This is a genomic window from Saccharomonospora sp. NPDC046836 (assembly GCF_040645195.1).
GTDB lineage: Bacteria > Actinomycetota > Actinomycetes > Mycobacteriales > Pseudonocardiaceae > Prauserella_A.
The window spans coordinates 1-11,672 of record NZ_JBEYXW010000068.1 but is presented as its reverse complement, the minus strand read 5'-3'; the positions used below and the strand labels follow the sequence as shown (position 1 = coordinate 11,672).

15 protein-coding genes are annotated in these 11,672 nt (G+C 68.9%); 8 read left to right on the top strand and 7 right to left on the bottom strand.

The window, feature by feature from the left end; translation table 11 throughout:
* Both ABZ863_RS34090 and ABZ863_RS34085 read left to right on the top strand, forming a co-directional pair.
* On the top strand, nt 1-337 hold a 337-nt coding region (locus ABZ863_RS34090), incomplete at its 5' end, for a winged helix-turn-helix domain-containing protein (protein WP_358543768.1).
* Between the two features lie 29 nt (nt 338-366).
* Nucleotides 367-891, top strand: a complete 525-nt coding sequence (locus ABZ863_RS34085; RefSeq protein WP_164179275.1) for a hypothetical protein — start codon at nt 367-369, stop codon at nt 889-891.
* 168 nt (nt 892-1,059) lie between these two features.
* Here the strand turns inward: ABZ863_RS34085 and ABZ863_RS34080 are convergent, their stop codons facing one another.
* The 4 genes from ABZ863_RS34080 to ABZ863_RS34065 form a co-directional block, all read right to left on the bottom strand.
* On the bottom strand, nt 1,060-1,338 hold the full coding sequence (locus tag ABZ863_RS34080; protein WP_023423511.1) for a TetR family transcriptional regulator: 279 nt from the start codon (nt 1,336-1,338) through the stop codon (nt 1,060-1,062).
* Between the two features lie 178 nt (nt 1,339-1,516).
* Nucleotides 1,517-1,714 (bottom strand): hypothetical protein, encoded by a 198-nt coding sequence (locus ABZ863_RS34075; protein ID WP_078539198.1) that lies wholly within the window; start codon nt 1,712-1,714, stop codon nt 1,517-1,519.
* Between the two features lie 186 nt (nt 1,715-1,900).
* Nucleotides 1,901-3,139, bottom strand: a complete 1,239-nt coding sequence (locus ABZ863_RS34070; RefSeq protein WP_164179325.1) for an IS701 family transposase — start codon at nt 3,137-3,139, stop codon at nt 1,901-1,903.
* 143 nt (nt 3,140-3,282) lie between these two features.
* Nucleotides 3,283-4,215 (bottom strand): aminoglycoside phosphotransferase family protein, encoded by a 933-nt coding sequence (locus ABZ863_RS34065; RefSeq protein WP_358543765.1) that lies wholly within the window; start codon nt 4,213-4,215, stop codon nt 3,283-3,285.
* A 176-nt stretch (nt 4,216-4,391) separates the two neighbouring features.
* Between ABZ863_RS34065 and ABZ863_RS34060 the strand changes: the two genes are divergently transcribed.
* The 5 genes from ABZ863_RS34060 to ABZ863_RS34040 all read left to right on the top strand — a co-directional run bounded on the left by ABZ863_RS34060 (nt 4,392) and on the right by ABZ863_RS34040 (nt 7,316).
* A complete protein-coding gene (locus ABZ863_RS34060; RefSeq protein WP_164179269.1) occupies nt 4,392-4,877 on the top strand; it encodes a winged helix-turn-helix domain-containing protein in 486 nt (161 codons plus the stop codon).
* Nucleotides 4,856-5,221, top strand: coding sequence for a hypothetical protein (locus ABZ863_RS34055; protein WP_358543762.1), 366 nt, complete (start codon nt 4,856-4,858; stop codon nt 5,219-5,221). Before ABZ863_RS34060 ends, ABZ863_RS34055 begins: the two co-directional genes overlap by 22 nt.
* Nucleotides 5,113-5,433 (top strand): transposase, encoded by a 321-nt coding sequence (locus tag ABZ863_RS34050; RefSeq protein WP_164179323.1) that lies wholly within the window; start codon nt 5,113-5,115, stop codon nt 5,431-5,433. The genes ABZ863_RS34055 and ABZ863_RS34050 overlap by 109 nt, the downstream gene beginning before the upstream one ends.
* Before the next feature lie 535 nt (nt 5,434-5,968).
* Complete coding sequence (locus ABZ863_RS34045; protein WP_358543760.1) at nt 5,969-6,172, top strand: maleylpyruvate isomerase N-terminal domain-containing protein; 204 nt, start codon at nt 5,969-5,971, stop codon at nt 6,170-6,172.
* Nucleotides 6,173-6,392: 220 nt separating this feature from the next.
* Nucleotides 6,393-7,316, top strand: a complete 924-nt coding sequence (locus tag ABZ863_RS34040; protein ID WP_358543758.1) for a hypothetical protein — start codon at nt 6,393-6,395, stop codon at nt 7,314-7,316.
* A 189-nt stretch (nt 7,317-7,505) separates the two neighbouring features.
* Here the strand turns inward: ABZ863_RS34040 and ABZ863_RS34035 are convergent, their stop codons facing one another.
* The 3 genes from ABZ863_RS34035 to ABZ863_RS34025 form a co-directional block, all read right to left on the bottom strand.
* Nucleotides 7,506-7,673, bottom strand: coding sequence for a hypothetical protein (locus ABZ863_RS34035; RefSeq protein ID WP_358543755.1), 168 nt, complete (start codon nt 7,671-7,673; stop codon nt 7,506-7,508).
* A 97-nt stretch (nt 7,674-7,770) separates the two neighbouring features.
* Entirely contained in the window at nt 7,771-8,337 is a 567-nt protein-coding gene (locus ABZ863_RS34030) for a hypothetical protein (RefSeq protein WP_358543752.1), read from the bottom strand.
* Nucleotides 8,338-9,042: 705 nt separating this feature from the next.
* Nucleotides 9,043-9,732, bottom strand: a complete 690-nt coding sequence (locus ABZ863_RS34025; RefSeq protein WP_103506795.1) for a hypothetical protein — start codon at nt 9,730-9,732, stop codon at nt 9,043-9,045.
* A gap of 955 nt (nt 9,733-10,687) precedes the next feature.
* On the opposite strand from ABZ863_RS34025, the gene ABZ863_RS34020 reads away from it, so the two are divergent.
* A complete protein-coding gene (locus tag ABZ863_RS34020; protein WP_030699964.1) occupies nt 10,688-11,473 on the top strand; it encodes a hypothetical protein in 786 nt (261 codons plus the stop codon).
* Nucleotides 11,474-11,672 lie beyond the last annotated feature (199 nt).

Below are 11,672 nucleotides of genomic sequence, written 5' to 3'. Positions count from 1 at the left end.
GGAGTTCGCGCTGCTGGAGCTGTTCCTCCGGCATCCGGGTCAGGTGCTCTCCCGCGAGCAGATCCTGTCCCATGTGTGGGGTTACGACTTCGACCTGGCGGGCACCCCCGGCCGTACGCACCTCGACAGGAGAACCATGGCTGAGCCCCGTTACCCCCTGCTCGTCGGACTCCCTGGCGGCCGCGTCCAGGACGCCGCCAAGCTCGCCGCCGACGGGGAGCACGTCTTCACCCTGTGCCGTAAGCGCGGCCGCCCCGACGGAGATGGCGGCGGCCTTCCGTACTGCCGGGCCTGTGCCAATCGCCCCAACCCGATCAGCCAGCAGGCCGGCCGTTAGGACACCCCCGCCCGAGCAAGGGAGGAACCATGGGAGCCGAAGGCTTCATCACGTACCAGACCGGCACGGACGCCCAGAAGGCGTTCGAGGATGCCGTCGAGAACGCCAGGTACGAGTACGGCAACCGCGGCTACACCGGGACCATCGCGGAGAAGGACGACGTCACCGTCGTCACCACCACCCCGATGCCCCTGGACGAGGCCAACGAGTACGCCGGGCGGCTCCTGGCCGCCCGTGACTCCCCGATGTCCGACAAGCGGGGTCCGGCCGGTGCCGTGCCCGTCCTGACCGGCGAGCGTACCGTCGAGGTCGTCATCACGACCGCCGACGCCCCGCCGGGCGGGTTCGAGGGCAGCTACGAGGACGCCGCCCGCGCAGTCCTCACCGCGCGGGGTCTGCTCGCCGAGGGCGAAGAGGTCGCATACGGCGTGACCGGCTCGTACCAGTTGCACCCGATCACCCGCCGCCCGTACACCGGCACGATGAAGGTGCCCCTGGTGAACGGGCCCCTGGAGCACACCGGCTGGCTGTTCTTCGGAGTCGCCTCCTGCTGACCAGAAGCAGCGCGTGCGGCGGCAAGCAGAAGGGCCGGGTCCCCCGGGGGTTCTCCTCGGGGGACCCGGCCCTTCTGGGCTCGGTGGCGTGGAGCAGCTCCCCGCCCGGGGAGCCCGTTGCGGGAACGGAGCTCCTGGTGGGGGCGCGCCTGTCAGTGACGAAGCCGGTCAGGCGTCAGGGGTCTCTAGGTCGGAGCGGTACCCCCGGCCCAGCCGGTTCTTGGCCCACGCCCGGATGTCCGTGGGGCGCCATAGCGGCTTCCCGTTGACCGTCGTGTGCGGGGCGGGCAGCAGGTGCTTCTTTTTCGACCAGTAGTAGCGGATGGTGCCAGGAGCCACGCCTGCCTCCTTGGCCACCTCGGCGTACCCCCACAGATCATTCTGCTGTGGCTCGTCGACGCCGCCTCCGGGTTCGTCGCCGGTCACGCTCTTCGGGTCGTTCGCCATGGTCGCCACCTTCGGCACAAGGAGAGCCGGCCCGCCCCAAGCGGGGCAGCGGGTCGGCCAAACAGAATCGACCCCCCGACCATACAACACTTCGTTGTATGGTCGGGGGGTCGATTCGAGGTCCGCGTCGCCGCCGGCCCCCGGCTGCGGCCGGCGGCCGAGGGCGACGCGGCGGGAATCAGGCGCCGGGCCGGCGGGCGGTCACCACCCGGACGCTGCCGGGAACAAGCGTCCAGCCGGCCTCCTCGAACTTCCGGCGGATCTCCCGCAGCTGCGCCTTGAACGGACCGCCAGCGGCGGTCACGTACCGCCCGTCTTCGACCCACATCGCCATCACGTGACCGTTGGAAGCGGGCACGACGAAGACGCCCGTCACCGCCGGGTCATGGCCCGGGACTCCCTAAGATTCGAACAATTGGGCCGTCGAAAGTGTGCACTTGCAAGTGGGGGAGATCTCCATCGCGGTTCCCGGCACCGTGCCCAAGGACTCGGCCATCATCCCCAAGTTGATCATCCCAGTGGTACGTTCCGCGCTTAGTACTCCAGCTGTAGATCGCGATCTTCATGTCTGGGATGCGGCTTGTCGCCGGTAATGGCTGGTGAGGGATCGCTGCTGATGGAGCCGTCGCCAGTGCGACCAGCCGAGCCGATAGGCCATGTCGTGGCGAGGCTGGACGGCGACCGTGATGAACAGGCGCTGGATCTCGTTGCAGGACAGCGGGACCAAGCCGTCCGGGGCGGGGCTGCGTGCGTGTTCGTCGGCACGGACTACCGCGAGGAAGGCGTGGGCGAGCATCACGAGGGTGACCCAGCGGGTCCATGAGCGGTAGCGGCGGACTTGGTGCTCGTCGAGCCCCGCCAGCCCTTTCTCGGCCTGGAAGGTCTCTTCCACACGCCACCTCGAGCCAGCGGTCTTGACCAGCACAGTCAGCGGGACTGGCTTGGTGGAGTGGCAGCGGTAATAGGCGTGTTCACCGGTAGTGCGGCTGCGGCGGATCAGGAGCTGGTGGCTGCCCGGGGTCGCGGCGGCGAGGTCGACGACGGCCCAGTCGTAGAACCGTTGTCCCTTCGCACCACGTCCGGCCGAGAGCTTCTGCCAGGCACGCTTCGGCACCTTCTTCACCAGGGCATCGGCGCGGAATCTACCTGCACCTGTGGCCATTTCGGCCGAGCAGGCCACGGCAAGGACATAGCCGATGCCGCGCTCCTCCAGCGCCGCGCGCAGTCTCGGGTTGCCGCCGTAGACCTCGTCACCCGTGACCCAGTCGACGCGGTGTCCGGCATCCCAGAACCGTTCGATCATCCTGAGGGCCAGGCCCGGCTTGATCGCGAAGACGGTGTCTTCGCCGAGCCCCGCCGCCCGGCAGCGATCCGGATCATCCGTCCAAGAGCGCGGAATGTACAACTCTCGGTCCTCCGCCGCGTGTCCCCGGGCGCCAGCGTAGACGAGGTAGACCGCGACCTGGGCGTTCTCGATCCGTCCGGCTGTGCCGGTGTACTGGCGCTGGACCCCGACGGTGTGGATGCCCTTCTTCACGTCGCCGGTCTCGTCGACGACGAGCACCGCGGCTTCGTCGTGGAGGTGCTCGACGACGTATTCGCGCACGTCGTCGCGGACGGCGTCGGCATCCCAGGAGGCCCGGCACAGCAGATGCTGCATGCCGTGCGGGCTGGCCTCCCCGGTCCACCCCGCGATTGTCCAGCAGTTCTTGCGGGGCAGGTCCGACAGCAGGCCCAGTACCAGCCGCCCGGCTCGCAGGCGGGGCTCGTATCGGGCGAACCGGCCCGCGACGGGGCCCATGGCCGCCGCGAACGCCTCCCGCCACCGGGCAGGATCTATGCTGTGACCTGCGGCCACCATCTCATCGTCAGTCCACACAACTCACGATGATCAACGGTGGCCGGACTCGTCCACCCACCGGGCCCGGCCAGCACCATCACGCTCTACGGGCGTTCGGTGAGCAACTTCGCCAGGCGGTCGGCGAATTCGGTGAGCCAGTCCAGCCGTGGTCCGCTGCGGGCGATACGAAAACCGTGGCGCCGGCCCCAGAACGCAGCCTGGACGGCATGGAACTGGGCCCACCGCTGGACGCGTTCACGGTCGAGTGCCGCGGCCTCGGCGAAGACGTCCAAGACGCGGTGGACAGCCTTGCGCAGGTCATCCGCTTCGAGGAGCGTCAGCGCGCGGGACTTCAGCAGTGTGCCGCCGTCGTAGGCGGGATCTCCCACGTACCCCTTGGGGTCGACAGCCAGCCATGGCTCTCGGCCGGCACGCAGGATGTTCCGGGCATGAAAGTCGCCATGGATAAGGGTGTCCGGCTGGGCCCGCCCCAGCTCTCGAACGGTCGCCACGGCGGCACCCAGCACCTGACGCGGCAGCGCATGCGTCAGCTCCTCGGCGTCCTTGCACAGCTGCTCCTCCCAGGCATCAGCCTGCTCACGCAGCCGGGGCAGGCCGGGCGGTGCGGGGATGGCCAGGCGGCGATTGAGCCGCCCGGCGACCGTCACCACCTCGTCGCCGTCCTCGACCTCCGCCAAGGTCGACGGCTGAACCCGCTCCAGCAGCATCGCGAAGTGCTCGTCGTCGCGCTCATACAGCAGGACGGCGCCGCACCCGCCCCACGCAACGAACGCATCCGGCTCATGGACATTGCCGGGATGCGGAAACGACACCTTCAGCACGGCGCTCTCCTCAGCCCGTCGGCGTACCGGAACGATGACGCCAACACCCCCGTGCATGACCTCGCCATCTGGTACACACCCCCAGCGCCCCAGCAACTCCTCCACGATCCCAGGCAGCTCGGCGAGCCACACCGCCCCGGCCTCCCCCTCGCGGTCGACGGTGCTCCGTGCGAACTCCTCTGGCATCGCGATCATCCCGGCACCCTACGCGCCAGCCCGACACAGCCACCAAGTCCAAAGCTGGCGGCTGCCGCCGCCCGGCAGACCGCGCACTTCGAAGATCGCGATCTACAGCTGGAGTATTACTGAGGTTGAACGCGTGGTGTCGTAGGGGGTGACGGCTGGCCGGTGGCTGCGGTATCACCGAAGGTATGCGGTATCCACAAGGGGGCGGGCTGACCGCCGAACGGCAGGCGTTCCGCGAGGAGTTACGGCTCAGGGCGGCTGAGCGGTTCGCCCTGGGCGAGGGCAGTACAGCGATCGCCAGAGATCTGCGGGTCAGTGTCCGCTCGGTCCAGCGATGGCGTCACGCATGGGCCGAGGGCGGCCCGCGATCCCTGCGGTCGCAGGGGCCAGCGTCCCTCCCAAGGCTGAGCAGTCGGCAGTTCGCGCGGCTTGAGGCGGAGCTGGCCAAGGGACCGGCCGCGCATGGCTGGGAGGACCAGCGCTGGACGCTGGCCCGGGTCAAGACGGTGATCGGCCGGCGCTTCCATCTGACGTACACGATCCAGGGTGTGCGGAAGCTGTTGGTGCGTAACGGCTGGTCCTGCCAGGTTCCGGCCCGTCGCGCCATTGAGCGGGACGATGACGCGGTCGCGGGGTGGGTCAAGGAGGTGTGGCCCCGCGCGGAAGGTTAGCGGCGGCCCGTGGGGCCTGGCTGGTCTTCGAGGACGAAGCCGGCTTCTCCATGACGCCGCCGCACGCGAAGACCTGGTCGCTACGCGGCCGCACCCCGGTGGTCCGGGTCCGCGGCCGTTCCCGCAGACGGATATCCATCGCCGCGCTGACCTGCTACAAACCCGGCCACCGATCGAGGCTGATCTACCGACCGCGACGGGACGACGGCAACCGTGACGGGCGCAAGAGCTTCTCCTGGCGCGACTACCGGGACCTGCTGATCGCCGCCCACCAGCAGCTCGACGGCCCTCTCGTGCTCATCTGGGACAACCTCAACGTCCACACGAAACCCGCGACTGGCTGACCATCTACTACCTGCCGCCCTACGCACCCGACCTCAACCCCGTCGAAGGCATCTGGTCCCTCCTACGGCGCGGATGGCTCTCCAACGTCGCTTTCAGCACCCCGGAACACCTCGTCCAGACCGTCCGGCGCGGCTTGCGGCACATCCAGTACCGCAGCCACCTCATAGACGGCTGCCTCACCGAGACCGCCCTGACCATCCGACCTGCCTGACCAGCAGCACGACATCCCGAGTTCAACCTCAGTAGTTCCGTAGTATTGCTTCGTTCCAACTCCGTCCATTCCAGACGCGTTTCTGTAGCCAGTTCCTTGATATGTTCGAAGGAATAGCTCTTCCGCCTCGGAGCGACTCTTTACCATGACGCTCGTCGCGCCATCGGCCAGAGATTTGGACGCCCTAAGTGGCTGCTGTTATTCCGAACTTGAGGAGTGCTGGTCGAACGGGAGTCACCTGAACTCCCGACCCGACCGGTCCTCCCCTGCCGTCGTGACCTCCGCGTCCATCACATCGAGCGGCAGCATGACCGCGCGCACCGGGTGGACGTCACGTCGCCGAGGTGCCCGGCCGCACGGCGAGGCCGGAGCACCCATAGGCACGACGCCTGGCGTACCGCCATCACCAGCGTCCTCGCAGCAGTGCGCAGCTTGTCACCCGAGCGGTGGGAGGCGAGGACGTCCGCAATGGCCAACCGGCGGCGACTGTGAAAATCGCTGTCCGATCACCGGAGCACGGTGATAGACACCCGGCGTGGAAAAGAATCTTGAGTTCCCTGACCTGTTGCGACTGATCGATGAACGGTCGACCGCCTTCCGCGCCGTGGTCGCCGCCGCGCCCGGTCTCGACGCGCAGGTGCCGACCTGCCCCGGGTGGACGCTGTTCGATCTGGTGAAGCACCTGGCGGTGCATGCACGATCGTGTGCAGCAGAAGCAGCCAGAGCCCTGCTGGTGTAATGGCCAGCCGTTTCAGGTAGCCGGTCTCGCCAGCGGTGATGCGGGCGGCCCGTGCGCGTGCTGCGGCTTTTGCCGCAGCTTTCCGTGCCCGCTTGACCTCCTGGGATTCCCTCGGCATCTGTTCAGAGTGGGGCGTTTCGGTGCTGTGGGGCTCGGCCTTCCACAGTGCGCCGACCAGAAGTGGTCTTGTGCGCCCCGCTGCTGGTGACCATCGTTGGCTGTGGCAGCCGACAGGCGATGGCCTGGGCTCATCGAGGGGGAAGCGCTCTTGTCGAATGGTCGGGTACGGCTCAGCGGCGGTTCGGCGTGGCAGACGGACTTCCGGCGTCGGACCAGCGGCCAGCCCGTGCTGTCGCCCATGGAAGTCGCCACGGTCCGCCGCACACTGAACGGCACCCTCACCGAGCTGCAGCGGGCAGTCGACGCACACTCAGTCGCGGAGGCCGCCGACTTGTACGAGGTCGCCTGGCACCAGGCGTCGCAGGCACCACCCAGCGCGACCCGGGAGCAGCGTGCCCGTTTGAAGGCCTTCAAGGAGGTTCTGGCTTCGCGGAGCTGGCGCGAGGCTGAACGGCGCCAGGCCGCACAGGGCGGATCTGCGCGGGCCGTGTCACGCCCGTCGCGACGTGTGGTTCCGGCTGTGCGGCCGGCTGCTGAGCCGGTACCTGAACGTCGGGAGACGGTCTGGTCATCGGAAGCCGACACGGGCGGGCCGGCCGCCCGGCTGTCGAAGGCCGCGCCCTGTGTGCCGGGCCCGCAGACGGCAAGCCGGGTCGAGTCCCCGACGGCGGTACTGGCAGGACGGCTGTGGGAGATCGCGACCGATGTGCGTCCGGTGCTCGAGCAGACCGCCCGTGCCCGTGGCACCATCAGCTGGCCCGCCATGCGTAAACGTCTGCCCGCGCTTCCCCGTCTGCACCGCGATGACGAGAGCGTCGTCCTCTGGCTCGTCGATGAGGACCGTCAGAAGGGCGAGCCGTTGCTTTCGGCGCTGGTCACGGTCGGAGACCGGCAGATGCATCCCCGTTTCCCGCAGATCGCCGAACAGCTCGGACTGTCCGCAGGCGGTACCCCGGATGAGCAGCTCAGCGTGTGGAGCTACGAGGTACTGAAGGTGTACCAGCACTGGCGCCACCGGCGTTGACGAGGGCTTGGGTGGGCAGCGTGTAGCGCGTGGGGATAACACTTCTCGGTCGGTGGGTCTCCGGGTGCGCGGCTTGCCGGGCTCACTGGCCGCTGTCGACGAGCCCGCCCTGCATGTTCGGACGGCTGCTGTGGGCGTCACCCGCCCTGCCCGCCGCCCACGGCCTGACCACCGCACGACCCGCGGGATTTAACAGCACGTCCCCTCCTGCTCTTGGTGCTTGCTCTTGGTGGGCTTGCCGTCGAGCTTGCCCTGGCCGCCGGCAGGCTTGCCCACCGGCCTGCCGCCCGGCTCGCCCGCCGAGCCCGTCCGCTCGGCTCGGTCCCCGGCGCACACGCTGACCGCCATCACGAGCACGTCGCACACACCCCGCCCTACGCCGCCGCAGTCGGTACCAGAGGGCCAGCCACCACCAGGAGGACACCGCCGAGGACGGCGGCCGGGGCGGTACGCCTCAGCACGCCTGCTCCCCGTGCTGGGTGTACGTGATGACCCGCCACCGGCCGTCGTCCCACTGCTCCACCTGGGCCGTCGTCCGGTACCTCATCGGCTGTCCGCTCGGCAGCGGGACCGGCGTGCCGTCGCGTGTCGTTTCCCAGTCCTTCAGGTCCACACAGTCCCTGACGGTTGCGGTGGGCGGGGACGCCCCGGGGTCCATCTTGGTCACCTCCGGCTCATGCCCCAGCCGGCCGTTGGCCCGCGTTCCCGCCTCGCGCATCGTCCGCACGTCCCGCCGGACCGTCGCCAGTGCCTCCCCCGAGGCGTAGTCCTCGATGCGCGTGCCTCCTTCTGACGGCTTCTGGACCGCCACAGCGAGTTCCCGCCACATCCCCTCGTACGCCGCCAGCACCGCCCGCTCCTCGGTCGGCCTCGGGTCCGTCGGCGCGGACGGGGACGACTCCGCGCTCGCCTCCGGCACCGCCGCCTTCCGGTCCGAGTCCAGGGCCGTCTCCCCGCAGCACCCTGTCAGGACCACCGCCAGGACCACCGCTCCGGCCGCGCCACTCCACCGCCTGTACATCCGAGCCCCCTCTGATCACGAACACGACCACGCCACCGTAGCCACCCCCGCACGCCAGGTGACCACATCTCTCTCCCTACTACGCGGAGAGAGGTGCCGCCGTCGGGGACCGGCTCGCCCAGGAGGCCCCACCTGCACCAACAGGCGGTGCCTGCATCGAGGCCGTCCCAGTGGCCCTCTAATGTTGCGTCTGAACGGCCGTGCGCGAGCCGCCGGGCAGGCCACGCTGCGTCACCTGGACAAACAAGGGAAAGCTCGCCGGGTACCGGCACTACTCGCACGTATTCGGCGGGGCGAGCCGACCGACGCCTCCCGGGCCTGGCCGGCGACGTGGACAGTTACTTCCTCGACGGCAGCCCGCGCGACCCGGGTACCGAGGACGGCCTACGAGCGGCTCTCGCAGAATTCGAGGAGCTGCGCTGGACCACGTACGAAGGGCTGCGCTCCTGTCCCGCGTCCTCCAGAGCACGACGGCGTTGAGGGAGCAGGCCGAGCGTGCCGAGCTGGTACCCCGTCCCGTCGCGGTGCGCCTGGTGGATGGTGGCGCGTTCACCGTGGCACACGTCCTTGGCCTGCTGCGGCGACCCGGTAGGTGTCGTCCAGCCCCGCGCCTGCTCCGCCAGGTGCTCCTCGACGCGGGGGTCGGACCAGCGATGCGAGGGGCGAGGGGCGAGGGAGGAGCGTGCTGAGCAGCCGGCGCGTTGGTCAGCCACTGACAGTGCGCAGAAAGTGATCTGCGTCTTCCGGGTCGCCCAGTTGGCCCAGCTCCAGCCAGGAGCCGTCGGCAAAGGCGAGCCTGAAGGTAGCGAACCCGCGCGGCTGGCCCGTGTCACCCTCGATGCAGGCGTGGTCGAGAGTGAACTCCGTGACCACCTGAAAGTCGTCGGCTTTGGTCGGTGACAGCCGGCGGCGAGGGGACGCAGCCACGCAGATACGGTCGCGGGTCAGCATGACCAGGCGCTGAGGACTGGGCGAGTATCCGTACCACCGCAGCAGCAGCTGGCCCGCAGTCAAGCTCCAGTCCCCGTCGAAGACCTGGTCGGTCGGGTCGTGCCCGCGCTCGCTCTCACGAGAGCCACGCCGACCGGAGCGCTGTGGGGCGGACGGAGTCCGCGGCTGTCCGGCCTGCGCCCCACGGCCCCGTCCCCACAGCCACCGGTCAACGTGCCGGCCGAGGCTGTCGATCAAGATCACCGGCACGACAACCACGCAGAACACCACAGCACCGACGTACCACAGCCAATGGTGGCGTGATTTCAGGCGTCCGCTACCCGCGGCGCGGTGGATGTCCTTGGGCGGCTGGGGGATGCGCCTGTGGATCTCACACCAGACCAGGGCCACAGGGTCCTCGCCCAGGATCTTCCGCGCCCGCCGCTGCACCTTGCGCTTCGCCATGCCGATAACTCTATTGCCGGCCTGCAGAAGTCCGTGGAGAGGCCCTGAACCAGAAGGAACTACCGGATACTCACCGGGGACGACGCCGGGCCTTCATCCTCAGCCGTGGTAGAGGAAAATCCGGGCGGAGGCCCCGTCCGATGGGGCCAGCACCCGCCTTCCCTCGGCGCGCAGGCGAAGGCGTCTCGGCGGCCTCCCGCGGGCCCTCGACGGCACCGGGCCAAACCTCCATCGGGCCTCACTCCCCCACGGCAAGTGCTGAGCAGCGGTCTGGCCGCGGTGCAGTGCCAGCTTTCCACCCCGGCTTCCCACTTGCGCCGGCGCAGCACGTGGTCGCTGAAGAGTTGTCGGCTCCGGTCGAGCGGTTCACCTACCTCCGCGTCGCCGCGCCGCCCATACGGCGACGGATGCCAGCGCTGCACTGATTGCGCGGCCCAGGTGCGCAGCTTCGTATCCGGGTCCTCGAACAGACCGACCGCCGCCCGTAGCGCCACGGTGCCGCCGCGCGTCGAGCAGCCGGAATGCGGCGACGCGGACGTGCCGCGGCCGCTCGGCGTTGGTGCGCACCAAAAGCCAGTCAGCGGACAGTTCCTTGGCCGAGGGCAGCAGGGACGTGGCAGTCTCGCGGACGACCCCGGCAGCAGGGTCGTCGAGGAGCGGCCACAACTGCTTGGCATCCGCGCAGTCCAGTGCCCGTATCACTGCCACCGCTCGCGCCCGCACCCCCGGCCGCCGGGTGCGCGAGCAGAGGCCGCAGCAGCCTGGCGTCCGCGGGGTTCCCACACTCGGCCAGCCCGATGAGCGCGCCGGGCGGCAATTCGGGGTCGTCCGGTGCCGCGCACCGCTCCCGGTATCAGGCCGACGGGTCACCTCCCTCAGTGCCCACACTGCCGCACACACGCGCTCTTTTGCTGCTTCCACCACACGGATTGCGGCTACAGGGAACGATCAGCTCATGACCTTCAGCGATCCCTCCGCAGGCCACTACACGGCCACTTTTCCCCAGCTCCGGGACTGGGGCTTGATCTGGGACACGTACGACCCGGCTGCCCACGGAACCCACCGGATGCCGCACTTCTACACCGTGGCGCGGCACGAGAATTGGTGGGGCAGCGCAGTGCAGATGGACGTGCTACTCGTCCTGGCCAAGAAACACGGCATACCGGTCGCCTGGATCACGCCCGCCCAGACATTGAGCAGTCTGGCCGCAGCGGGTGCCGACCACGACGACAAGCTTGCCGTCCTGGTGGACAGCGAAGACGGCATCCAAGCCCTGTGCCGCCTCAAGCTCGAAGAGTGCACCGATGAATGGATCGCCGGTGAGGTCGAGGCAGGAGAGAAGGCCATGGCGGCATGGTCCGACGGTCACCGTGAAGCCGCCGCGTGCCTCGCCGTCGCCGGGGTCGAGCAAATGCTCCACAACCTGACACACGTCCCTCGCGGGCGAGGTGCTCACAAGAGGCTGCAGAAGGCCGGCACGAAGAAGCCGAACGACTACCTGCCCAAGCACCAGTACGTCCTGGCACCGCTGAATGCCTTCTACACCCCGTACGACCCAGGTAAGGGCGATGCGGTCCCGACGACCCTCTCCCGGCACGCTGTTGTGCACCACTTGCCCCTGTCCCACCTGAGCCCAGGGCACTGCATCATCGCCGTCATGCTCCTCATCTCGATCATCCGCGAGACTCAGGAACGCTATGACGGCATCCGGGACGACTTGCTCATGCAGGCCAGCGACTAGGGTCGGCGTGCAGATGGTCGGACTGGCCAGCTAGAGGCGAGCCGTCCGCCAAGCAGCTAGCGGAACTGATAGCTGACCGCTCTGGCCCGGCCAGGGGCCAGGGGTGGCTACGATGCGAAACGACCTGGCCCCGGCAGTTGAGCGCACGCCGCGTCGTTCAGCGCGCCTTTTCGAGAGGCCGGCAGTCAGGTCCAGTTCG